The 22374-nt window shown below is 71.3% G+C and carries 23 protein-coding genes; 11 read left to right on the plus strand and 12 right to left on the minus strand.

Annotated features, from left to right (window positions below; genetic code table 11):
• Window positions 1-6: 6 nt before the first annotated feature.
• Window positions 7-1476 (minus strand): LCP family protein, encoded by a 1470-nt coding sequence (locus ACAG20_RS06505; protein WP_370491989.1) that lies wholly within the window; start codon window positions 1474-1476, stop codon window positions 7-9.
• A 120-nt stretch (window positions 1477-1596) separates the two neighbouring features.
• Between ACAG20_RS06505 and rfbD the strand changes: the two genes are divergently transcribed.
• Genes rfbD through ACAG20_RS06520 form a run of 3 tightly spaced genes read left to right on the plus strand, consistent with a single transcriptional unit; the run spans window position 1597 to window position 4431 of the window.
• Window positions 1597-2466: a dTDP-4-dehydrorhamnose reductase gene (gene rfbD, locus ACAG20_RS06510; RefSeq protein WP_370491990.1), complete on the plus strand. Its 870-nt coding sequence runs from the start codon at window positions 1597-1599 to the stop codon at window positions 2464-2466.
• 28 nt (window positions 2467-2494) lie between these two features.
• The gene (locus tag ACAG20_RS06515; RefSeq protein WP_370492075.1) at window positions 2495-3361 is read left to right on the plus strand and encodes a glycosyltransferase family 2 protein; all 867 of its coding nucleotides are present in this window, start codon (window positions 2495-2497) and stop codon (window positions 3359-3361) included.
• Window positions 3358-4431, plus strand: coding sequence for a sugar phosphate nucleotidyltransferase (locus ACAG20_RS06520; RefSeq protein WP_370491991.1), 1074 nt, complete (start codon window positions 3358-3360; stop codon window positions 4429-4431). The genes ACAG20_RS06515 and ACAG20_RS06520 overlap by 4 nt, the downstream gene beginning before the upstream one ends.
• A gap of 32 nt (window positions 4432-4463) precedes the next feature.
• Here ACAG20_RS06520 and ACAG20_RS06525 read toward each other — a convergent pair whose 3' ends face one another.
• From ACAG20_RS06525 to cofD, 3 genes are read right to left on the minus strand one after another with little or no spacing between them, the layout of a single operon-like run.
• The gene (locus ACAG20_RS06525; protein ID WP_370491992.1) at window positions 4464-5012 is read right to left on the minus strand and encodes an NUDIX hydrolase; all 549 of its coding nucleotides are present in this window, start codon (window positions 5010-5012) and stop codon (window positions 4464-4466) included.
• Entirely contained in the window at window positions 5009-6358 is a 1350-nt protein-coding gene (locus tag ACAG20_RS06530) for a coenzyme F420-0:L-glutamate ligase (RefSeq protein ID WP_370491993.1), read from the minus strand. Before ACAG20_RS06530 ends, ACAG20_RS06525 begins: the two co-directional genes overlap by 4 nt.
• Window positions 6355-7347: a 2-phospho-L-lactate transferase gene (gene cofD, locus ACAG20_RS06535; RefSeq protein ID WP_370491994.1), complete on the minus strand. Its 993-nt coding sequence runs from the start codon at window positions 7345-7347 to the stop codon at window positions 6355-6357. Before cofD ends, ACAG20_RS06530 begins: the two co-directional genes overlap by 4 nt.
• A gap of 406 nt (window positions 7348-7753) precedes the next feature.
• Between cofD and ACAG20_RS06540 the strand changes: the two genes are divergently transcribed.
• Complete coding sequence (locus ACAG20_RS06540; protein ID WP_370492076.1) at window positions 7754-8080, plus strand: WhiB family transcriptional regulator; 327 nt, start codon at window positions 7754-7756, stop codon at window positions 8078-8080.
• Between the two features lie 25 nt (window positions 8081-8105).
• On the opposite strand, the gene ACAG20_RS06545 is transcribed toward ACAG20_RS06540, so the two are convergent.
• On the minus strand, window positions 8106-8561 hold the full coding sequence (locus ACAG20_RS06545; protein ID WP_013829937.1) for a metallopeptidase family protein: 456 nt from the start codon (window positions 8559-8561) through the stop codon (window positions 8106-8108).
• A 91-nt stretch (window positions 8562-8652) separates the two neighbouring features.
• Here ACAG20_RS06545 and ACAG20_RS06550 point away from each other — a divergent pair, with 91 nt between their 5' ends.
• Genes ACAG20_RS06550 through ACAG20_RS06575 form a run of 6 tightly spaced genes read left to right on the plus strand, consistent with a single transcriptional unit; the run spans window position 8653 to window position 14995 of the window.
• Window positions 8653-9081: a DUF3499 domain-containing protein gene (locus ACAG20_RS06550; protein ID WP_370491996.1), complete on the plus strand. Its 429-nt coding sequence runs from the start codon at window positions 8653-8655 to the stop codon at window positions 9079-9081.
• Window positions 9082-9139: 58 nt separating this feature from the next.
• The gene (locus ACAG20_RS06555) at window positions 9140-10552 is read left to right on the plus strand and encodes a phosphomannomutase/phosphoglucomutase (protein ID WP_112689224.1); all 1413 of its coding nucleotides are present in this window, start codon (window positions 9140-9142) and stop codon (window positions 10550-10552) included.
• Entirely contained in the window at window positions 10549-11688 is a 1140-nt protein-coding gene (locus tag ACAG20_RS06560; protein WP_370491997.1) for a TobH protein, read from the plus strand. The genes ACAG20_RS06555 and ACAG20_RS06560 overlap by 4 nt, the downstream gene beginning before the upstream one ends.
• An 8-nt stretch (window positions 11689-11696) precedes the next feature.
• The gene (gene manA, locus ACAG20_RS06565; protein WP_112688823.1) at window positions 11697-12965 is read left to right on the plus strand and encodes a mannose-6-phosphate isomerase, class I; all 1269 of its coding nucleotides are present in this window, start codon (window positions 11697-11699) and stop codon (window positions 12963-12965) included.
• On the plus strand, window positions 12966-13907 hold the full coding sequence (locus ACAG20_RS06570) for a cation diffusion facilitator family transporter (protein ID WP_112688821.1): 942 nt from the start codon (window positions 12966-12968) through the stop codon (window positions 13905-13907).
• Window positions 13908-13912: 5 nt separating this feature from the next.
• On the plus strand, window positions 13913-14995 hold the full coding sequence (locus ACAG20_RS06575) for a type I-U CRISPR-associated protein Cas7 (RefSeq protein WP_370491998.1): 1083 nt from the start codon (window positions 13913-13915) through the stop codon (window positions 14993-14995).
• On the opposite strand, the gene ACAG20_RS06580 is transcribed toward ACAG20_RS06575, so the two are convergent.
• Window positions 14979-15548 (minus strand): TetR/AcrR family transcriptional regulator, encoded by a 570-nt coding sequence (locus tag ACAG20_RS06580; RefSeq protein WP_112688817.1) that lies wholly within the window; start codon window positions 15546-15548, stop codon window positions 14979-14981. The genes ACAG20_RS06575 and ACAG20_RS06580 overlap by 17 nt on opposite strands.
• 64 nt (window positions 15549-15612) lie before the next feature.
• Between ACAG20_RS06580 and ACAG20_RS06585 the strand changes: the two genes are divergently transcribed.
• On the plus strand, window positions 15613-16266 hold the full coding sequence (locus ACAG20_RS06585) for a class I SAM-dependent methyltransferase (RefSeq protein WP_370491999.1): 654 nt from the start codon (window positions 15613-15615) through the stop codon (window positions 16264-16266).
• Here the strand turns inward: ACAG20_RS06585 and ACAG20_RS06590 are convergent.
• The 6 genes from ACAG20_RS06590 to ACAG20_RS06615 form a co-directional block, all read right to left on the minus strand.
• The gene (locus ACAG20_RS06590) at window positions 16263-17339 is read right to left on the minus strand and encodes a prenyltransferase (RefSeq protein WP_205868944.1); all 1077 of its coding nucleotides are present in this window, start codon (window positions 17337-17339) and stop codon (window positions 16263-16265) included. The genes ACAG20_RS06585 and ACAG20_RS06590 overlap by 4 nt on opposite strands.
• Window positions 17326-18096, minus strand: coding sequence for a class I SAM-dependent methyltransferase (locus ACAG20_RS06595; RefSeq protein ID WP_370492000.1), 771 nt, complete (start codon window positions 18094-18096; stop codon window positions 17326-17328). The genes ACAG20_RS06590 and ACAG20_RS06595 overlap by 14 nt, the downstream gene beginning before the upstream one ends.
• On the minus strand, window positions 18090-19331 hold the full coding sequence (locus tag ACAG20_RS06600) for a glycosyltransferase family 4 protein (RefSeq protein WP_370492077.1): 1242 nt from the start codon (window positions 19329-19331) through the stop codon (window positions 18090-18092). The genes ACAG20_RS06595 and ACAG20_RS06600 overlap by 7 nt, the downstream gene beginning before the upstream one ends.
• 91 nt (window positions 19332-19422) lie before the next feature.
• Window positions 19423-19818: a PaaI family thioesterase gene (locus tag ACAG20_RS06605; RefSeq protein WP_112686592.1), complete on the minus strand. Its 396-nt coding sequence runs from the start codon at window positions 19816-19818 to the stop codon at window positions 19423-19425.
• 8 nt (window positions 19819-19826) lie between these two features.
• Window positions 19827-20741 carry an alpha/beta fold hydrolase gene (locus ACAG20_RS06610; protein ID WP_112686594.1) on the minus strand — a complete coding sequence of 305 codons (915 nt, stop codon included), beginning with the start codon at window positions 20739-20741 and terminating at the stop codon, window positions 19827-19829.
• 32 nt (window positions 20742-20773) lie between these two features.
• Complete coding sequence (locus ACAG20_RS06615; RefSeq protein ID WP_112686620.1) at window positions 20774-22312, minus strand: adenylate/guanylate cyclase domain-containing protein; 1539 nt, start codon at window positions 22310-22312, stop codon at window positions 20774-20776.
• Between the last annotated feature and the right edge of the window lie 62 nt (window positions 22313-22374).

The following is a 22374-nucleotide window of genomic DNA, read 5'->3' on the forward strand; positions in this document are numbered from 1 at the left end:
GCGACGTTAGTTCACGCATTGCGGGTCACCGGAACCCGCGGTCAGAATCGGTGACGCGGGCGGGATTTCGCTCACGCCGCCGTCTTGCACGCCGGAGATGCCGGCCACCTCGGCGTAGCCCCCGCCGCCCAGGCCCGAGCCCGGTCCGGTGTAGTCGTCGGCCAGCACGACACGCACCGCGCCGGCGGGCACCGACTCGTTGGACACCACCGGCAACCCGCCGAGGTCCTTGGCCACCGCCTGCGCGCCGGGGTCGTCGGTGTTGGCGGCCTGCACCTGGCTGGCGGGCACCCGGGCGGCCTCGTTGTTGCCGACCGCGCCGGTGCCGAATCCCTTGGCCCGCAGCACTCCCGAGACTGCGGCGGCCAAGCCGTTGATGTCGGTGTCGTTGTAGACGCTGGCGGTGGTGTGCTCCGGTTCGTATGCCAGCTGCTCGGTCTTGCCCTCGTCCTGGTCATGCAGCAGCCCGTCGACCCAGTCGGCCACCTGGCCCGGATCGACCCGCACCACACTCTGCATGCCGTCGTCGCTCCAGCCGGATTCCTCGAGCACCGGGATGGTGGCGAACGCGACCTTGCCGCCCGCCAGATCCTGCAGCTTGGTGACGAAATCCAGCACGTCCCAGCCCTCCGACAGCACCACTGAGCGCTGCACCGCCGCCTGCAGCCGCGACAGCGTGGCCGGGCTCGACAACGTCTTGCCGGAGATGACCTTGTGGGCCAGCGACGCCATCACCGCCTGCTGGCGGCGCACCCGGTCCAGGTCGCCGTGCGGCAGCTCGTGGCGTTGCCGCACGAAGCTCAGCGCCTGGGCGCCGCCGAGCCGCTGCCAGCCGGCCGGGAAATCCGCGCCGGAGAGTTCTTCGTAGACGGGCTCCCGCAGGCAGACGTCGACGCCGCCGAGCGCGTCGGTGATCAGCGAGAAGCCCAGTAGACCGATCTCGGCGTAGTGGTCGACGGTGACCCCGGTCAGCTCGGCCACGGTCTGGATCAGCGCCTCCCGGCCGGCCTGGGTGCCGCGGGCCTGGGCCTGGACCGGGTCCATCCCGGTTTCGACCAGCGCGTCGGCGGTCTCCAGCCGGGTGGCGCCGTAGACGCCGTTGATCTTGGTCTTGTCCAGCCCGGGCGCCGCCACGTAGGAGTCACGGGGGATCGAGATCGCGGTGGCCGACTTCCCGTTGTTGGGTATGCGGACCAAGATGATGGTGTCGGTGTTGGTGGCGTCGTCGTCGCCGACCCGCAGCTCCGCCAGTTCCTCGGGTGTCAGCGGGTTGCCGTGGGCGTCGGTGCGGCTGTCCATCCCGACCAGCAGGATGTCGACCGCGCCGTCGGATCCGCCTTGGCCCAGCGCCAGCGATGCGACGTGGAAGATGCCGTCCTCGAAAGACCGGACCTGGCTCCAGGCCACCCCGGTTCCCAGCAGGATGACAACGGCTGCCACGGTTGCGATCACACGTATCACACGTTGCGCAGGCATCACATCAGACTACTTGCGTCACAGCCGTATCGGCGGTAGCCGCGGTCGGCGTGCCAGACTCGGCACCGCGACGACGATGCAGAGTGGAGCCTGCGGAGCGATGAGGAGGAGTGGCGGTTAATGACAGTGACGCAGCGGATCGTCATCACCGGGGCCCGCGGCCAGCTCGGCCGGTTCCTGACCGGGCGCGCCGCCGAGGCGGGCCGAGACGTGCTGGCACTGTCCTCGGCGCAGTGCGACATCACCGATCCCGGCGCCGTCGACGCCGTTGACCTGCGCGCCGGTGACCTGCTGGTCAACTGTGCGGCCTACACCGCCGTCGACGCCGCCGAGACCGACCCTGAGGGCGCCCGCGCCGTCAACGCGGCTGGGCCGGGCCACCTGGCCGCCGCCTGCGCGCGGGCCGGCGCCCGGTTGATCCACATCTCCACCGACTACGTCTTCGACGGCGACTTCGGCGGCGCCCCGCCGCGCCCGTACGAGCCGGGCGATCCGACCCGGCCGCTGTCCGTCTACGGCGACACCAAACTGGCCGGCGAGAACGCGGTGCTGGCGGGGTCGCCGGATGCCCTGGTGGTGCGCACCGCCTGGGTCTACACCGGCGCCGCCGGCGGGTCGGACTTCGTCGCGGTGATGCGGGCCCGCGCCGAGGCCGGCGAGACGGTGGAGGTGGTCGACGACCAGATCGGCTCACCGACCTACGTCGGCGACCTGGCCGACGCGCTACTGCGGCTGGCCGAGGCGTGGCCGGCCGCGCGACTGCTGCACGCCGCCAATGCCGGCGCGGTGAGCCGCTACGAACAGGCCCGCGCGGTGTTCACCGCGCTCGGCGCCGACCCCGACCGGGTGCGTCCGGTCAGCAGCACCGCCAACCCCCGCCCGGCGACCCGGCCGGCCTACTCCGCGTTGTCGGGGGTCGACTCGGCCCGGGCCGGCCTGGCGCCGCTGCGCCCATGGCGCGATGCGTTGGCCGCCGCGGTGGCCAGCTAACCTCTACGCCGTGAGTGAGGCCCTGCCGGTGGTGACGGTGACCTATTCGCCGGGATGGCATCTGGACCGCTTCCTGGCGTCCTTGTCGTTGGCAACCGACCGTCCGGTGCAGGTGGTGATGGCCGACAACGGGTCGACCGACGGTGCGCCGCAGGAAGCCGTGCAGCGCTATCCCAACGTGGAACTGCTGGTCACCGGGGCGAATCTGGGTTATGGCGGAGCGGTCAACCGGGCGGTGTCCAAGCTCGGCGGCAACGACGAGTGCGGTGAATTCTTCATCGTGGCCAATCCGGACGTGCAGTGGGGGCCCGGCAGCATCGACGCGCTGCTGGAGGCGGCCGCCCGCTGGCCGGACGCGGCCACGCTGGGTCCACTGATCCGCGAGCCCGACGGCTCGGTCTACCCCTCGGCGCGGCAGCTGCCGAGCCTGATCCGCGGCGGTATGCACGCCGTGGTGGGTCCGCTGTGGCGGAACAACCCCTGGTCGCGGGCCTACCGGCAGGAACGCCTGGAACCCAGCGAGCGCCCGGTGGGGTGGCTGTCGGGCGCCTGCCTGCTGGTGCGCCGCACCGCCTTCGACGCGATCGGCGGCTTCGACGAGCGCTACTTCCTCTACATGGAAGACGTGGACCTAGGAGACCGGCTGGGCCGGGCCGGCTGGCTCAACGTCTATGTCCCGGCCGCCGAAGTGCTGCACCAGAACGGCCACGCCACCGGCAAGGACCCGGCGGCCAACCTGGCGGCGCACCACCGCAGCACCTACACCTATCTGGCCGACCGGCACACCGGGTGGTGGCGGGCGCCGCTGCGCGCGACCATGCGGGGGGCGCTGGCGGTGCGCTCACACCTGGCGGTGCGCAACGCTCGCCGCAAACTGACGAGGGGACGCCCGTGACACTCAGCCAAGTCGACGCGGTCGTGCTGGTCGGCGGCAAGGGCACCCGGCTGCGGCCGCTGACGCTGTCGGCGCCCAAACCGATGCTGCCGACCGCCGGTCTGCCTTTCGTGACGCACCTGCTGTCGCGGATCGCCGCAGCCGGCATCGAGCACGTCATCCTCAGCACCTCCTACAAGCCGGCGGTGTTCGCGCAGGAATTCGGTGACGGGTCCGCGCTGGGCCTGCAGATCGACTATGTGACCGAGGACGAGCCGCTGGGCACCGGCGGCGGTATCGCCAACGTCGCGCCCAAACTGCGCCACGACACCGCGATGGTGTTCAACGGCGACGTGCTCTCCGGGGCGGACCTGGCCGAGCTGTACGCCTACCACCGTGAGCATCAGGCCGAGGCCACCCTGCATCTGGTGCGGGTCGGTGACCCGCGCGCGTTCGGGTGCGTGCCCACTGACGACGGCCGCGTCACCGCGTTCCTGGAGAAGACCGAGGACCCGCCGACCGACCAGATCAACGCCGGCTGCTATGTGTTGTCGCGCAACGTCATCGACCGCATTCCGCGCGGCCGGGCGGTCTCGGTGGAGCGCGAGGTGTTCCCGGCGCTGCTCTCGGACGGGGTCAAGGTCTGCGGCTACGTCGACACCAGCTACTGGCGCGACATGGGCACCCCCGAGGACTTCGTGCGCGGCTCGGCGGATCTGGTGCGCGGGATCGCGCCGTCACCGGCGCTGGGCGGCCGGCGCGGCGAGTCGCTGGTGCACGACGGCGCCGCAGTGGCGCCGGGCGCGGTGCTGATCGGCGGCACGGTCGTCGGGCGCGGCGCCGAGATCGGCCCCGGCGCCCGGCTGGACGGCGCGGTGATCTTCGACGGTGTGAAAGTCGAAGCGGGCAGCGTGATCGAACGCTCGATCATCGGGTTCGGCGCCCGGATCGGGCCGCGCGCGCTGATCCGCGACGGGGTGATCGGCGACGGCGCCGACATCGGGGCGCGCTGCGAATTGCTGCGCGGCGCACGGGTGTGGCCGGGGGTCTCGATCCCGGATTGCGGGATCCGCTACTCCAGCGACATCTGAGCCCGGTCTCCCCGCTGACGCTGCGCTCGGTGTCAACCGATGCGGGTGGTGGCGACGGCCCGCCCCACCAGATACCGCAGCGCGTCGTCGGCATCCGGCGGCAGCGCGTCGACCGGCCACCAGCGCAGGTCGACCGACTCGTCACTGATCCCGATCTGCGCCCCGGCCGGCGCGTGCGCCACGAACTGCAGGTCCAGATGCCGGGTGGGGATCCCCAGTGAGCAGGTCACCGGGTGCACATGCACGGCCGCCAGCTGCGGCTCCAGCCGCAGCCCGGCGATGCCGGATTCCTCGGTGGCTTCACGCATTGCCGCGGCGACGATATCGGCGTCGGAGTCCTCGCAGTGCCCGCCGAGTTGCACCCAGCGGCCGACCCGCGGATGCAGCGTCAGCAGCGCGTGTTCACCGGTGTGGTCGAGCACCAGCGCAGAAGCGGTGATGTGGCCGGGCACGCATTCGCGCGCGCACGCATCGGGCCGGGCTGTCAGGAACGCCAGCACCGCGTGGCGCAGTGCGTCCTGCGCGAAATCCGGTGCGGCCCACCCGATCAGCGCCTCGACGGCGGAGTCGTGCGTGCTCACCGGCGTACCAGCAGGTCATCGACGGCGGCCGGCGACCGGGGTTCGGGCGGCTCGGCGGCATACCCGATAGCGATGGCGCCCAACGGTTCCCAGTCCGCCGGCAGATCCAGTTCGGCCCGTACCAGATCCGGTGTGAAGATGGTGGACCCGATCCAGCAACTGCCGACACCGCGCACCGCCAGCGCCACCAGCAGCGCCTGAACCGCGGCACCGACCGCGACGGTGAACATGGTGTGTTCGGCGGCGGTGCGGGCCGCGTCGGGGTAGTCATGCGCCCCGTCGGGAACCATCACCGGGATGACGACTTCAGGTGCCTCGTAGAGGATCCGGCCGCGCGCGACCCGGGCCTCGACGGCCTCGGGGGATTTGCCGTCGCCGGCCAGGTCGGCGCGCCACTTGTCGGCCATGGCGTCGAGCAGCCGGGTCCGCACACCCGGGCTCTGCAGCCAGACGAACCGCGTCGGCCGGGTGTGGTGGGGCGCCGGGGCGGTCAGCGCCTCGGCGATGGCGTCGGTGATCGTCTCGGCCGGCACCGGCTCGGCGGAGAACGCGCGCACCGAGCGGCGCAGCAGCTGGGCTTGCCGGCGTCCGGCCTCGATGGCCTCGGCGGTGCCGAGCCAGAACAGGTCCTCGGGCCCGGAGCGCACCAGCGCGGCCGCGGTGGATCCGTCGTCGGGACTGACGACACCGCGCACCACCGCCACCGGGACGTCGGTGAGCTTGCCCTTGACCAGGTCGGCGGCGGCGGCGAGCTCGTCGGCGACGGCAACCTCGGTGACGACGAGCTCGTTGCCGTGCCGGTCGACGGCGCCGGCGTAGCCGTTGAGCACGGTCAGGCCGGACGCCCCGATCGCGACGTCGATCTGCCCATGGCGCCAGGCACGACCCATCGTGTCGGTGATCAGCACCGCGACGTCGACGCCGAGCCGCTCGGCCAGCCGGGCGCGCAACGTCGCGGCGCTGCCGTCGGGATCGACCGGCAGCAGCGCGAGTTCGTCGGAGCCGACGTTGGAGCCGTCCACGCCGGCGGCGGCCTGCACCAGCCCGAGCCGATTCTCGGTGATCCAGGTGCGGCCCTTGCGGGCCAGCACGCGCACCGCCTCGGCCTCGACCAGTTGCCGGCGCAGCGCGTCACGCGCCTCGGGGTCGTGGGGCGCCGGCACGATCCGGCCCTCGCACTTGGACACCACTTTGCTGGTGACGACCACGATGTCGCCGTCGGCCAGCCACGGCGCGGCCTGCGCCAGCGCACCCGCCAGATCGTCACCCGGCCGGAACTCGCCCAAGCCGGTGACCGGCAGGATCTGAACCTTGGCGGCACTGCCGTGTTCGCCGCGACCCGTCACGGTGACACGCCCGCGACATCCAGCCCGGCGCGCACCATCTCGGCCGTCGCCGCCGGATCGGTCATCAGCAGCGGGGCGCTGCGCACGGTGATACCGGCCGGCTCGTCGGCGGTGGCTTCGCCCTCGTGCACCAGCCAGTAGTCGAGGATCCCGGTCCCGCTGCGCGACCCGTAATGCTGACCCACGGCGTGTGAGCTGGACTCCAGACCGATCACGCTCAGGCAGGTGTCGGCCATGCCGCGCAACGGTTTTCCGGCGATGATCGGCGAGTAGCCGACGACCGGCGCCGGGGTGGACCGCAGCGCTGCCCGGATGCCGGGAATGGCCAGGATGGCGCCGATGCTCACCACCGGATTCGACGGCGCCAGCAGCACGATGTCGGCGTCGGCGATGGCCTCGAGGACTTGCGGTGTCGCGTTGGCCTTCTCGGCGCCCACGAAGCCGAATCCGTGCGTGGGCACCTCGGCGCGGTAGCGCACCCACCACTCCTGGAAGTGGATCGCACGCTGGGTGTCGTCGGCGGGATCGGTGATCACGACATGGGTTTCACAGCTGTCGTCGGTGACTGGCAGCAGCCTCGCGCCGGGCTGCCAGCGGTCGCACAGCGCCGCGGTCACCTCCGTCAGCGGGTAGCCGCCGCGCAGCGCCTGGGTGCGCACCAGATGGGTGGCGAGGTCACGGTCGCCGAGACCGAACCAGTCCGGTTGCATCCCGTAGCGGGCCAACTCCTCCATCGCGTGCCAGGTCTCGTCGCGGTGACCCCAGCCGCGCTCGGGGTCCACCCCGCCGCCCAGCGTGTACATACAGGTGTCCAAGTCCGGGCAGATGCGCACCCCGTGCATCCAGGCGTCATCGCCGACGTTGACGACGGCGGTCAACTCGTGTGCCGTAGCGTCGGCCTCGCCGAACCGGCCCAGGCCCAGCAACTTCTGCACGCCGAGCAGGAACTTCGCGCCGCCGACCCCGCCGACGAGAACCGTGACCTTCACAGCGCACGACAGTACCGTTGACGTGGCCGCGACCGGTGTGGCGGACCGCCACAGCGGGCCGCCCGGCCGGCCCCGGTAAGACACGCCGAAACGGGGGTGTGGGCTAGATGACACGGACTCGCCGGTCTCGGACACGTCCGAAATCGGTCACGAGATGGTAAGGAATTTCGCCATTCGGCTTGACCGGACCAGTCATCCCGTGTCTAATCACATCAGTGTCATTTCGCGGTTGGCCAGCCGATTTCGGTGTCGCAGACCGAGATTCGATCACATGTTCGAATTGGGATGCAGAGCATCGCAATACGGGCGACACATCAGAATCGCGCAACCAGGTGAGGAGCGGAGCATGTCCTATGAGCACCTTTGGGGCGTAATGGGAGCGACACCGCATGCCAATACCGGATTCATGGCACCAGCCGAGGCCGACCCGGCGCCCAGCCGGCCACACCTGAGCCTGGTCCCGGAGCTCGACGACTACGACGAGTTCGACCCGTTCGACCCGGCCTCGGCCACCAATGAGCAGTGGCAGGACCGCGCGCTGTGCGCGCAGACCGACCCGGAGGCCTTCTTCCCGGAGAAGGGCGGCTCCACCCGCGAGGCCAAGAAGATCTGCCAGCGGTGCTCGGTGCGCAGCGAGTGCCTGGAATACGCGCTGGCGCACGATGAGCGATTCGGCATCTGGGGCGGCCTGTCCGAGCGGGAGCGCCGTCGCCTCAAGCGCGGCATCATCTGAGCGCGCCGCACACCGCCGTCGGCCGCTAGTCCTCGATCGTCGGATCGATGACGGTGGGCTCGACATCCAAGTAGGTGGCGACCTGAGCCACCAGGATCTCGTGCAATAAATCCCCGAGTTCCACGCTGTCATTCGCGCGTTGCTCGATCGGCTTGCGGAACAACAGTATTCGCGCCCGTGTCGGGTTACCCCGGACATCCACCCCGGCAGGTATCAAGCGAGCCAGCGGAATCGGCCCATCGGCGACCACCTCCGGGGGCCACTGCACACTGTCGGGATCCTTGGCGGCGATCCGGGGAATCTCGTCGACGGCGACGTCGAGCGCCGCCAGCCGTTGTTTCCAGCGTTGCTCGATGGGCTCGTAGGCCTCCAGCACCGCCATGTCGAACCGTTCGGCCCGGGTGCGCCAGCCGGGCACCGTCGGCGGCAGCAGCGGTCCGCGGGGTTCGCGGCCGCGCCATGGACGACGCGTGGCGATCACGAAAGAAGATGGTAACGGTTGCGCATAGGGTCGCCGCGCGTTGCGCGTGTCCGGCGCCACGGGGATGCGCCGCCACGATAGCCTCGACCGCGTGAAGGTTCCCCGCCGCTGCTGCCGGCCAGGGTGTCCGCACTATGCGGTGGCGACGTTGACGTTCGTCTACTCGGACTCCACCGCCGTGGTGGGCCCGCTGGCGACCGCCGCCGAGCCGCATTCGTGGGACCTGTGTTTCAGCCACGCCGGCCGGATCACCGCCCCGCGCGGCTGGGAACTGGTCCGCCACCCCGGCCCGTGGGTGTCCCCCGAGGAGGACGACCTGATCGCGCTCGCCGAAGCGGTGCGCGAGGGCCGGTCCGGCCAAGCCGCGCCGGCCAACGGGTGGTATCCGCAGGCCGGCCCGGCGGATACCGGCTCGCGGGGCGCGCCCGGCGGCGGCGTACTGGCGCCGCCCGGCCCGCCGGGCAAGAGCAACGGCAGGCGTCGCGGCCACCTGCGCGTGTTGCCGGACCCTTCGGACTGATCGGACGTTCCGGGCTACGCTTGAGCGTCAAGAGTCCACTTCGTCAGGAGCCCTGTCCATGTCTCGGCCCGCTGCGGCTGTCCACCGTGTGATCAAGGCGTACGACGTACGTGGTCTGGTCGGTTCGGAGATCGATGAATCCCTGGTCGCCGAGGTCGGCGCCGCGTTCGCCCGGCTGATGGCCAACGAGGGTGCCCGGCAGGTGGTGATCGGCCACGACATGCGGGACAGCTCGCCCCCGCTGTCGGCGGCGTTCGCCGAGGGGGTGATCGCCCAAGGCCTCGACGTGATCCGGATCGGGCTGGCCTCCACCGATCAGCTCTACTTCGCCTCCGGGTCGTTGGACTGCCCGGGGGCGATGTTCACCGCCAGCCATAATCCGGCCGCCTACAACGGCATCAAGCTGTGCCGGGCGGGCGCCAAGCCGGTCGGCGCCGACTCCGGCCTGGACCGGATCCGCGATGAGCTGATCGCCGGGGTGGCGCCCGATGCCGACCGGGCCGGATCCCGCGGGACCGTCTCCGACCGCGACGTGCTGGCCGACTACGCGGCGTTCCTGCACTCCCTGGTCGACATCTCCGGCGGGCGCCCGCTGCGGGTGGCCGTGGACGCCGGCAACGGCATGGCCGGACACACCGCTCCGGCGGTGTTCGGTTCGCTGCCGGCGATCACGTTGCTGCCGCTGTACTTCGAGCTCGACGGGACCTTCCCCAACCACGAGGCCAATCCGCTGGACCCGGCCAACCTGGTCGACCTGCAGGCGTTCGTCCGCGACAGCGGCGCCGATATCGGGCTGGCCTTCGACGGCGACGCCGACCGGTGCTTCGTGGTCGATGAGCGCGGCGAGCCGGTTTCGCCGTCGGCGGTGACCGGCCTGGTCGCCGCGCGGGAACTGGCCCGCGAACCCGGCGCGACGGTGATCCACAACCTGATCACCTCCCGCGCGGTGGCCGAACTGGTGGCCGAGCGCGGCGGCACGCCGCTGCGGTCACGGGTCGGACACTCCTATATCAAGGCGATGATGGCCGAGACCGGCGCCATCTTCGGCGGGGAACACTCGGCGCACTACTACTTCCGGGACTTCTGGGGGGCCGACTCGGGGATGCTGGCAGCGCTGCACGTGCTGGCCGCGCTCGGCGAGCAGCAGCGGCCGCTGTCGGAGCTGACCGCCGACTACCAGCGTTACGCGGCCTCCGGCGAGATCAACTACACCCTGGCCGACGGCGTCGACGCGCAGGCCTATGCGGATGCCGTGGTCGCGTCGTTCGGCGAGCAGGCGTCCGTCGACCATCTCGACGGGGTGACCGTCGACCTGGGCGGCGGCAGCTGGTTCAACCTGCGCAGCTCCAACACCGAACCGCTGCTGCGGCTCAACGTGGAGGCCCCCGATTCCGCCGCGGTCGATGCGGTGGTGGCCCAGGTCACCGAACAGGTCGAGGCCGTCACCGCAGCCGAGAAGTCACGGCCGTGAACGCGTTCCCCGGGTCCTTCCCGACGACCGTCGATCTCGACGACGCCGAGGCGTTGCTGGCCGCTGACCGCGACGGGGCGCTGTGGGCCGCGTCGATGGCCGGGGCGCAGGTGCGCGCCACCGCCGCCGCGGTCGCCGAGGGCGCCCTGGACACCGTGCGCGGCGACATCCGGGACTTTCCGGCGCGCACCCTGATCTGGGTGGCGACCCGCGGCGCGGCGGCGACGGCGGGCAGCCTGCTGGCCGCGGCCCGGGGGGATTCGGCTCGCGAACCGCTGGTGCGGGCCGGCGAGGCCCCGGCCTGGATGGGCTCGCTGGACGTGCTGGTGGTCGCCGGCGATGACCCGGGAGATCCCGCGCTGGTCGCCGCGGCCGCCGCCGGGGTGCGCCGCGGCGCGCGGGTCGTGGTGGCCGCGCCCTACCAGGGCCCGTTGCGCGATGCCACGGCCGGCCGGGTCGCGGTGCTCGAGCCGCGGGTCGGGGTCCCCGACGAATTCGGGCTGCCTCGCTACCTGGCCGCCGGGCTTGCCGTGCTGGAGGCCGTGGAGCCGGAGAATCCCGCCGCGCAGATCGACCTGGGCGCGCTGGCCGACGAACTGGATGCCGAGGCGCTGCGCAACAGCGCCGGACGCGAGCTGTTCACCAACCCAGCGAAGATCCTGGCCGACCGGATCGTCGGCCGCGACGTCGCCCTGGCCGGTGACTGCGCGGCATCACTGGCACTGGCCCGGCACGGTTCGGCGATGATGCTGCGGATCGGGCGGACCGCGGTGGCGGCGACCGGGCTGGCCGACGCGGTGAGCGCGCTGCGTGCCCGGGCCGCGGACGGCGCCGGCGGATCCGCTGATATTTTTCATGACGAGCAGATCGACGGGCCGGCTGCAGAGCGGCTGCGAGTGCTGGCCCTGGCACTGTCGGCCGAGCGGACGGTGGTGGCGGCCCGGATCAGCGGGCTGCACGATGTCGACCTGATCGGCGCCGGGGACGTGCCGCTGGCACCGGCGGCAGCCGAGGACACACCGGGTGCGGCGGCCGTGCCGGCACCGGGCGGACCGGGCCGGGCCGAGCAACAGCTTGCGGTACTGGCCGTGCGGTTGGAGATGGCCGCCGCCTACGTGCGACTTTTACGAGGTTGACGGGAACAGTGGAACCACTACGCGGCGCGATACGGACCTACGCCTGGGGATCGCGGACCGCCATCGCCGAGTTCACCGGGCGGCCGGTCCCGGCGGCGCACCCGGAGGCCGAGCTGTGGCTGGGCGCCCACCCCGGCGACCCGGCCTGGCTGGAGACTCCCGACGGCGAGGTGTCGCTGCTGGAGGTCTTGACCGCCGACTGGGAGGGCCAGCTCGGGCCGGTGGCCCACGCCCGCTTCGGTGACCGGCTGCCGTTTTTGGTCAAAGTGCTCGCCGCCGACGAGCCGTTGTCGCTGCAGGCCCACCCCAGCGCCATGCAGGCGATCGAGGGCTATGAGCGGGAGGAGCGGCTCGGGGTTCCGGTGTCCTCGCCGATCCGCAACTACCGCGACACCAGCCACAAACCCGAACTGCTGGTGGCGTTGCAGCCGTTCGAGGCGCTGGCCGGCTTCCGGCCCGCGGCGCGCACCGTCGAGTTGCTGCGGGCGCTGGCGGTCTCGGACCTCGATCCGTTCATCGACCTGCTCGGCGGCCAGACCGCCGGCGATCGCCCCGCCCTCGATCCCGCCGATGCCCAGTCCGACGCCGACGGGCTGCGGGCGCTGTTCACCACCTGGATCACCGCGCCCCAGCCCGACCTCGACGTGCTGGTTCCCGCGGTACTCGAGGGGGCCATCCAATACCTGCATTCGGAGGCCGGCGAATTCGCAGCCGAGGCCAAGACCGTGCTCGAACTCGGTGAGCGCTATCCGGGCGACGCCGGCGTGCTGGCCGCGCTGCTGCTCAATCGGATCAGCCTGGCGCCCGGCGAGGCCATCTTCCTGCCGGCCGGCAACCTGCACACCTACTTGCACGGGGTCGGGCTGGAGGTGATGGCCAACTCGGACAACGTGCTGCGGGGCGGCCTGACGCCCAAGCACGTCGACGTGCCCGAGTTGCTGCGGGTGCTGGACTTCACCCCGACCACCGAGGAGGCGCTGCGGCCGGCGATCCACTCCGACGGCCCCGAGGTGGTCTACCAGACCCCGGCCGAGGAGTTCGCGGTGTCCCGGTTGACGCTGGACGGCGCCCACCTCGGTCATGAGCTGGACGCTCCGGCCCACCATGACGGTCCGCAGATCCTGCTGTGCACCGAAGGCTCGGTCACCGTGCACGCCAAGTCGGGGAGCCTGATCCTGCGCCGCGGCGAGTCGGCCTGGGTCCCCAGCGACGACGGGCCGATCCGCCTGCTGGCCCAGCAACAGGCCGTGCTGTTCCGCTCGACGATAGGTCTGTGAGTGTCGACCTCCGGCAGCACCAGGGCGATCCTGGCGGCGCTGCTGGCCAACGCCGGGATCGCGGTCGCGAAGTTCACCGGGTATCTGATCACCGGCAGCGCCGCCATGCTCGCCGAGGCGGTGCACTCGGTGGCCGACACCTCCAACCAGGCGCTGCTGCTGTTCGGCCAGCGCGCCGCCGCCAAGGCCCCCGACGAGCTGCATCCGTTCGGATACGGCCGCAGCCGCTACTTCTGGTCGTTCGTGGTGGCGCTGGTGCTGTTCAGCCTGGGCTCGATGTTCGCGCTGTACGAGGGCTACAAGAAGGTCCACCACCCGGTCGAGTTGAGTTCGCCGGTGGTGGCGATCGTGATCCTGGTGGTGGCGATCGGGATGGAGACATTCAGTTTTCGCACCGCGGTGGTGGAGTCGCGCCCGTTCAAGGGGGAGGGCAGCTGGCTGCGGTTCCTGCACACCTCACGTACCCCGGAGCTTCCGGTGGTGCTGCTGGAGGACACCGCGGCGTTGATCGGCCTGGTGCTGGCGTTGACGGGTGTGGGCCTGAGTGTGGTCACCGGCAACCCGGTGTGGGACGGCGTGGCAACGCTGGGCATCGGCGTGCTGCTGGGCGTCGTTGCGGTGTTCTTGATGGTCGAGATGCACAGCCTGCTGATCGGTGAGGGCGCCACGCTCGCCGAGGACCGGGCCATCCGCGCGGCGCTGGAGCAGACCCGTAACGTCACCCGGCTGATCCACATCCGCACCCTGTATCTGGGGCCCGACGAGATGCTGGTGGGCGCCAAGATCGCGCTGCCTCCGCAGCTGGATCTGGCCGCCGTCGCCGCCACCATCGACGATGCCGAAGCCAACGTCCGCAGGGCGGTCCCGGCAGCCCGGGTGATCTACCTCGAACCCGACCTGGACCGCGCCGCTGTGCCAGACTCGCGGCAGCAGAAAGGTTGATTGCTTTGTCCAGCTTCTCCTACCGGCAGCTCATCGCGGCCTGTCAGGCCGGCGGTGCCAGCACGCTGAGCGTGTACACCGAGCTGGCCCCCGCCGGCGGGCCGCATGCCGCGATCAGCCCGGCCCACCGCGCCGGACGTGGCCCGTCGGCGATCGCCCAGGAGACCCGGCTGATCGACGGCAATCCGACCGCGTCGGTGATCATCGACGACAACCAGAGCCAGATCCAGCGGGTGGAAGCCGCGATCCTGCAGGGCATCCGCGATCAGCATCCGGTGCTGGGCCGGGTGCCGCGGTTGGAGGTGTGCTACGACGGCTGCCGGACGGTCTACACCGATCTTGAGCTGCCGCAACGGATTTTCGACGGCCACTTTTTGACCGGCTCGATCGGCGGCAAGCCGGCGATCGCCCACCCGGCCTATCGGGCCGCACGCGAGAGCACTCCGGAGAATGCCCGCGCCGTGGCCGAGTTGAGCCCGGGCAGCCTGGTTTTCGGTGCGATCGACGCCGCCCGCGGCACCGGCCAGAGCCGCTTCCGCGGCGTGCTGTCCGGCGAGATCATCGGGGTGCTCGTCGACGGTGCGCCGACGGACTCGCGCGCCGCGGCCGAGTCCGGTGTCTGCTGCAGCCGCATCATTCGCACCCAGGTGCTGAGCTTCGCCGCACTGCGGCAACTGCGCTTCGACTGCGGCATCGCCGGGGATGAGGCCGGCCGCGCGCTGCTGGCCGCCTACGCGCTGGCGGGGCTGACCCGCGCCAACTCCGAGCTGAGCATCCGGGCCAACTGCGACCTGGTCGAGACCGGCCCGACGACGCTGAAGCTCGACGCCCGCGACGGCGAATTCGTCGAGTTGGCGGCGCTGTCGATCGAGCAGGCCGACGAACTGCTGGAGCGCGCGCTGGTGGAGGCCAATCGGGAGGCCGACATCAGCTGGCGCGGCCAGGTGCTGACTGTCGCCGGTGATTCCGGCGCCTACGCCGCGGCCCAGAACGGCGGAGTGGCGCAGCAGGAACCGGCCGCGCAGCAGCCGCGCCACTTCCGGTTGCCGCACTTCATCGCCGAGCGGCGGCTCAGCTCGCGGCGCTGAGCAGCAGCCGCGCCGACTTCTCCAGCCGGTCGGCGATCTGCTGGTAGGAGCCGTACCCCATCCCGGCCCGCACCAGCGCCCCGGAGTAGAGCAGCTCCAGTGAGTCGACCAGGTCCGGATCGCCGCCGGGGCCCACCGCGGTGGCCAGTCGGTCATGGATCTCGGTACCGATCCGGCGGCGCAGGTGCTCGACGTCCGGGGCGCTGCCGAGCAGCGCAGCGGTGACCGCACCGGCCAACTCGGCTTCGTCGGCGACCAGCAGCGCGATGTGGCGCAGCACGGTGACGACCCGGACCGTGCGGTCGGGCGAGTCGACCGTCGGGGCCGGTGCCAGGGCCAGCCGACGCCAGAAGATCTCGGCGACCAGATGCTCTTTCGACGAGAAGTAGGTGTAGGCGGTGGCGGCGCCGATCCCGGCCTCGGCGGCCACCATGCGAATCGTCAGGCCGGAGAATCCCTCCCGGCCCAGCACCGTCATCGTGGCGCGGCTCAGCCGCTCCACGGTGTCAGCCTGTTTGGCGGTCAGCCGACGACGCGTCGACTCCCGAGCCACCGGACTGGACACATGTCTGGACGCTACTACAACAGCGCAGCGCACGCTAGCGTAGTTTGCCTGCATGGCATCCCATGAGACCCAGCGACTGTTCGACCTGGCCGGCCGGGTGACCGGCTTCATGCCCGAGGACGAGGGCCGGGCGCTTCACCGGGCCGCGGTCGATGCGCTCGACGGCGGCGTGGCGGTCGAGATCGGTACCTACTGCGGCAAATCCACCGTGCTGCTCGGCGCCGCGGCGCTCGAACGGCACAGTGTGCTCTACACCGTCGACCACCATCACGGATCCGAGGAGCACCAACCGGGCTGGGAGTACCACGACGTCACCATGGTCGACCCGCACAGCGGCCGGTTCGACACGCTGCCGGCGTTCCGGCGCACCCTCGATCAGGCCGGCCTCGACGACACCGTGGTGGCGGTGGTGGGCAAGTCCAGCGTGGTGGCCCGCGGCTGGCGCACCCCGCTGCAGCTGCTGTTCATCGATGGCGGCCACAGTGAGGCGGCCGCGCAGCAGGACTTCGACGGCTGGGCGCGCTGGGTCGACCGGGGCGGGGTGCTGGTGATCCACGACGTCTTCCCCGATCCGGCCGACGGTGGTCAGGCGCCCTACCAGATCTATTGCCGGGCAATCGAAAGTCGGCAGTTCGAGCCGGTGTCACAGACGGGGTCGCTGCGGGTGCTGCGGCGCACGTCCGGCGTTGCCGGCGACGACGTCTAGCGCGGCAGTTCGGCGCAGGCGCAGTCGTAGTCGCCTTCCAGCCCGCGGGGCAGGTCGGTGCCGCGGAAGATCCCGGCGCCGGCGGTGGTGTCCGACAGCGCGTCGGCGGCCAGGATGACGGCGGCCCCGGTCCAGGTGGTGCGCTCCACCGGCCAGCGTTTTCCGTCGGTGAAAACCAGGCCGGTCCAATAGGATCCGTCCGCCTCGCGCAGGTGCTGCATCGCCGCGAACTGGTTGCGGGCCGCATCGGACCAGCCCATCGCGTCCAATGTCAGCACCAGCTCACAGGTTTCGGCGCCGGTTACCCACGGCCGATCATCGACGCAGCGGATACCGAGGCCGTCGACCACGAAGGCGTCCCAGCGTGCGGCGATCCGTTCATCGGCCGCCGGGCCGCGCAGCGCTCCGGTGAGCACCGGGTAGTACCAGTCCATCGCGTGATGCGGTTTCTCGGTGAACGCGCCCGGGTGGGCGGTGATCGCGTGCCCGAGTCGGCCCAGCGCCACCTCCCACTCCGGTTGCGGCGCGCCGAGATAGTCGGCGAGGGCGAGCGCGCAGCGGATGCTGTGGTAGATGCTGGCGCATCCGGTCAGCAACGCCTCGGGGACCGGGCCGGCCGGTGACGCCGCCCAGCAGATCTCCCCGGAGCCGCGCTGCAGCCCCAGCACGAAGTCGATCGCGGCCGCCACCGTCGGCCACATGGCCGCGGCGAACGACCGGTCTCCGGTGATCAGCACGTGGTGCCAGACGCCGGTGGCGATGTAGGCGCAGAAGTTGCTGTCGCTGTTGGCGTCCTCGATCGCACCGGCCCGCAACTGAATCGGCCACGACCCGTCGGCACGCTGGGACTCCCGAGACCAGTCGAACGCCGCGCGGGCGGGCTCGATCAGTCCGGCCGCGGTGAGCGCCATCGCGCATTCGACGTGATCCCAGGGGTCGGTGTGCCCGGTCGCCGACCACGGAATCGCCCCGGATGATTCCTGCACCGCGACGATCGAGGCGGCGGTCTGGCGGCACTGCTGCGGGGTGAGCACGCCGGGAACGCCCGGCGCGCCGATCTCAGCGGGGCGCACGGGTGCCCGCCGAGGTGGGGAAGTCGGCCTTGAAGTCGGCCGTTGCGTCAGCTTTGGTGAAATACATCGCGACGCTCTTGCCGAGCACCGGATTGAGCACCGCTTCGGCGACCCGGGTGACCGGCGGCCGCGACATCATGTCCCAGACCAGCAGCTTGTGGTAGGCCGACACCAGGGGATGGTCCGAATTATTGACCCCCACAGCGCATTTGAGCCACCAGAACGGGGCGTGCAGCCCGTGGGCGTGATGCGATCCGGTGAATCGCAGCCCGGCTCCGGTGATCTTGCTGCGCAGCGCGGACGCCCGGTAGATCCGGATGTGACCGCCCTCGTTGCTGTGGTACTCGTCGGAGAGCAGCCAGCAGACCTGCTCGGGCAGCCAGCGGGGTACGCTCACCGCCAGCGTGCCGCCGTCGGCGAGCACCCGGATCAGCTCGGCGATCGCGGCACCGTCAGCCGGGACGTGCTCGAGGATCTCCGAGGCGATCACGACATCGAAGGCGCCGTCGGGGTAGGGCAGTGCCAGCGCGTCACCGACCACCGCGCGCGCCGACGCGCCCGCCGGAGCCTCCCCGGCCTCGGCCATCGCGGCGAACATGGTTGCGACACCGTCGATCTCGTCGGCGTCCTGGTCGAACGCGGTGACGTCGGCGCCGCGGCGGTAGGCCTCGAACGAATGCCGTCCGGCGCCGCAGCCCACGTCGATCACCGTCGTCCCGGCTCCGATCCCCAGCCGGTCGAAGTCGACGGTCAACACGGTGCCGCGCTCCGCTGGATCGCGTCGCGGTAGACGGCGACGGTCTGGGCGGCGACGGCCGGCCAGCTGTAGACGTCCAGGGCGCGGCGGCGGCCCGCCGCGCCGAGCCGACGGCGCCGTTCGGGGTCGTCGAGCAGCATGCCCAGTGCCTGCGTCAGCGCCGCCGCGTCGCCGGGGGGCACCAGCTGCGCGCAGGCGCCGTCGTCGCCGAGCACCTCGGGCAGGGCGCCGGCCCGGCTGGCCACCACCGGGGTGCCGCTGGCCATCGCCTCCACCGCCGGCAACGAGAACCCCTCGTAGAGCGAGGGGATGCAGACCAGTTCGGCAGCAGCCAGCACCGCCGCCAGTTCGGCGTCGGTCAGGCCGCTGGAGACCGTCACGATGTCGGCGATGCCGAGTTCGGCGATGAGCTTCTCGGTCACCCCGCCCCGTTCCAGCTTGGCCACCAGCTGCAGCTCCACGTCGCGCTCGGTGCGCAGTTCGGCCACCGCCGCCAGCAGATGCGCCACCCCCTTGAGCGGCACGTCGGCGCTGGCGATCGCCACGATGCGCCCGGCGACCCGCGGCCCTTCGCGGGGCCGGAACACCTCGGTGTCCACCCCCAGCGGGACCACCCTGAGCCGTGCCGGATCCACCTCGAAGTCGGTGGCGATGTCGGCGGCCGAGGTGCTCGAGACGGTCAGCAGCTCGGGGAGCCGGCGGGCCACCCGCTTCTGCATCTCGGCGAACCCGTACCAGCGGTGCACCGCCGGCTTGCGCCACCACGGCGCGGCGGCCAGGTCCAGCCGCCGGTCGCGGGTGATCGGATGGTGCACGGTGGCCACCACCGGCAGCCCGGTCGCCGCGATCTGCAGTAGGCCGGTGCCGAGGCACTGGTTGTCGTGGACGACGTCGAAGTCGTCGCGGCGGGCGGCGAGCAGCCGGGCGACGCGCAAGCTGAAGGTGCGCGGTTCCGGGAACCCGGCGGTCCACATGGTGGTCAGCTCCAGCAGGTCGATGCGGCTGCGGATCTCGCTGGGCCGCGGCACCCGGAAGGGGTCCGGTTCGCGATACAGGTCCAGGCTGGGCACCTTGCGCAACTGCACCGCCGGGTCGAGCCGCTCGGGGTAGGGCTGCCCGGAGAACACCTCGACGTGATGGCCGAGCTCGGCGAGCCCCCGGCTCAGATGGCGTACGTAGACACCCTGACCGCCGCAGTGCTCCTTGCTGCGATAAGACAGCAGCGCGATCCGCAGGCGCTCGACATCATCGGCTGGCTGTCTGGACATGTGTCCAAATATTAGGTTGTTTAGCTAAGTGGCGCAATCAGCGCGGCGTGCCCGGAGCTCAGCCCGGCAGATCGATGGCGGCGAAGTTCACCGTCGCGGTGGCCGCGAGCTGGTCGTCGTTGCCGCGGTAGATGTCGACCTGGACCACCACCGAGCGCCGGCCGGTGCGCAGGATGGCCGCCACGGCACGGGCCGGCCCGATCTTGATCGGCCGCAGATACCGGATGAACAGATCCGTGGTGGCGATGCCGTTGCCGAACGCGGTGCTGCGCGCGGCGAGCTGCCCGGCGGCCACGTCGGCCATGGTGGCGATCAAGCCGCCCTGCAGCCCGCCGGCGGTGTTGACCACCCGCTCATCGACCGGCATCTCCATGGTCAGGGTGTCATCGGCCGACGGCACTTCTTGCAGGCCGAGCTGGTCGAACAACTCCCTGATCGATTGAGGTGCGGTCATGGCGTGAGTCAGCGCGCCTCGGCGTCGTCCCAGACCTGCGACATGGTGCGCAGAATCTCCTCCGCGCGCCCCAGTCCGGCCAGATGACTCTCGCCGGGCAGCGGGTGGAGCTGCGCGTCGGGCAGCAGCGAGACCGCGTGCTCGCCGTGGGCGAACGGGACGATGTGGTCGGCATCCCCGTGCCACCAGTGCACCGGCACCTTCACCTCCTCGAGCCGGAAACCCCAGTACCGGGCGAACAACACGGCGTCGGCGATGGGCGCGGCAAGCTGCTTGCGGGAGCCGTGGAGCAGGTCGTCGAGGAACATCGCCTTGAACTCCGGCCGGGCCAGCAACCGGCGGTCGCCCTCCGGGGAGATCAGGGCGTAGAGCTCCAGCGCCGGTTCGGCGACCGGCCGGATCATCCGGATCAGGCCGGTGGCCAGGATGCCGATCGGGCGCCCGGCGCGCTGCAGCACCGGCTCGGCGATCCGGGCCAGCGTCATCAGGCCGCTGTCGATGGCATCGGGGCCCACGGCCGGGGCGACGCCGCCCAGAATCCCGGCGGCCACCACCCGCTCGGGCATCGCCGCGGCGCACGCCAGGGTGTACGGGCCGCCGCCGGACAGCCCGATGACCGCCATCTTGTCGATGCCGAGCGTGTCGGCCACGGCGCGCAGATCATCGGCGAACTGCGACACCGTCTCGTACTGATACGGCGTGGAGGAGCCGATGCCGGGCCGGTCCACCCCGATCAGCCGGATGCCGGCCTCCTTGGCGACGACCCGCGCCTCGACCGGGATCTGTCGCCGCGCACCCGGGGTGCCGTGCAGCCAGAACATCGCCCGGCCGTGCGGGGCGCCGAACTCGGCGAAGCCGAGCTGACGGTCTTCACCGACGGCTATCTTGCCCTCGATCTGAGGGCGGGCGATCTCGTAAACCATGCCCAGAGTGTGACATGACGGTGGGAGCTGGGTCACATCCCGGTGGCCGGCACCGGGGTCGGCTCGCCGGCCGGCATGGACATCACGGTGGGTTCGGAGCGGCCGCGCAACACCGCCGTTGCGTGCGTCGCCCACCGCGCCCGTTCGTCGTCGTCGGCCCATTCCAGTGCCGTCTGGGAACACAGCGCGCGGGCGGCGACGGTCTTGGCGCGATCGGCCAGCCGCGCGGCCTCGTTGACGGCGTCACCCACCACGGTGTACTCGTAGCGGTTCTCGCTGCCGATGTTGCCGGCGAACACCGGCCCGGCCGAGACGCCGATGCCGAAGTCCACCAACGGCAGCCGCCGCAGTTGGGTGAGCAGGGTCCGGGCGGTGGCCAGCGCCGCTGCGGCCGCGCCGTCGGAGGCGACCGGGGCGCCGAACACCGCCAGCGCCGCGTCGCCCTGGAACTTGTTGATCGAGCCGTGCCGTGCGTCGACGGCGGCCACCACGATGCGGAAGAAGTCGTTGAGCACCGCAGCGACCTCATCGGGCGGGTGCGTGGCCGCCAGTTCGGTCGAGCCCGTCAGGTCGATGAACAGGATCGCCGCGTCCTGCACCTGCCCCGACAGCGCGAGATCCCGCTCCACCGCCAGCCGGGCCACCTCCGGGCCGACGTGCCGGCCGAAGAGATCCCGCAGCCGGTCGCGTTCGCGCAGGCCGGCCACCATGCTGTTGAACCCGGTTTGCAACCGGCCGATCTCGGAGTGCTCGTAGACGCCGACGGCGACGTCCCGCTCGCCGTGCTGGACCCGGGCCATCGCGCGCACCACCTCGCCGACCGGATCGGAGATCGAGCGGGCCACCAGGATCATGGCGCGCATCCCGAGCAGCACCGCCACCAGGCACAGCACCAGCACCGGGATCTCCACCGAGGCGTCGCGGTCGATGACCCAGCCCATCCGGCGGCAGACGATCAGCACCACGATCGCCGCCGCGGGCAGCGCGCTGGTGATGAACCACATGGTGACCAGCCGCGGCAGCACGCCGGGAGCGTTCTCGCGGATCTCGGTCTCCCGCCAGGCCGCGGCCACGATCGGCCGAAACGTGCGGTGGGTGAAGAGCATGCTGGTGCTCACCGTGGCGGTTCCACCGAAGACGACGACCAGGCTCTGCAACACGATCATCCCGGCGTCACTCGAGCGCACGGTGGCCAGGCCGATCGCGCCGCCGATCACCCAGGTGCCGAACACGACCGCCGACTGCCGGCGCACGATGTGCAGGGCCGCGCGGCGCTGCGCGGCGTCGGGCTGTTGTCCGGCGGTGTACCAGCGCAGCGTGGGGGCGATGCTGGCGGTGCCCGCGATGGCCACGCTGAGCGTGCTGAGCGCGACGAGCACCACGGTCAGGACCAGGTAATCCGAGCGCCAGATACCGGTGCCGCTGTGGGGCTCACCGCTCAGCGACATCACCACCGCGATCGCTTCGGTGCTGGTGAGCAGTTGTGCGAACGCCAGTCCGGCGGCGTAGTGGGCGCCGAGTCGCAGCGCTGTGGGCGGCCGCGAATCCGCCTCCGGCCCTGCAGTCATCATCGCGGTGGTGCCCATCCGTGAGTGCGTTGTGCACTCAAAGTTATACGGCTGCGCGGATGCCA

The organism is Mycobacterium sp. pW045 (genome assembly GCF_041287085.1).
In the GTDB taxonomy this organism is placed as follows: domain Bacteria; phylum Actinomycetota; class Actinomycetes; order Mycobacteriales; family Mycobacteriaceae; genus Mycobacterium; species Mycobacterium algericum_A.

What these genes read in the sequence shown, in the direction of transcription:
- ACAG20_RS06605 (WP_112686592.1), bottom strand. Translation starts at nt 19,818, where the DNA reads ATGACCGCACCTCAATCGATCAGGGAGTTGTTCGACCAGCTCGGCCTG.
- ACAG20_RS06585 (WP_370491999.1), top strand. Translation starts at nt 15,613, where the DNA reads ATGGCATCCCATGAGACCCAGCGACTGTTCGACCTGGCCGGCCGGGTG.
- ACAG20_RS06505 (WP_370491989.1), bottom strand. Translation starts at nt 1,476, where the DNA reads ATGCCTGCGCAACGTGTGATACGTGTGATCGCAACCGTGGCAGCCGTT.
- ACAG20_RS06610 (WP_112686594.1), bottom strand. Translation starts at nt 20,741, where the DNA reads ATGGTTTACGAGATCGCCCGCCCTCAGATCGAGGGCAAGATAGCCGTC.
- ACAG20_RS06555 (WP_112689224.1), top strand. Translation starts at nt 9,140, where the DNA reads ATGTCTCGGCCCGCTGCGGCTGTCCACCGTGTGATCAAGGCGTACGAC.
- ACAG20_RS06540 (WP_370492076.1), top strand. Translation starts at nt 7,754, where the DNA reads ATGGCACCAGCCGAGGCCGACCCGGCGCCCAGCCGGCCACACCTGAGC.
- ACAG20_RS06615 (WP_112686620.1), bottom strand. Translation starts at nt 22,312, where the DNA reads ATGATGACTGCAGGGCCGGAGGCGGATTCGCGGCCGCCCACAGCGCTG.
- rfbD (WP_370491990.1), top strand. Translation starts at nt 1,597, where the DNA reads ATGACAGTGACGCAGCGGATCGTCATCACCGGGGCCCGCGGCCAGCTC.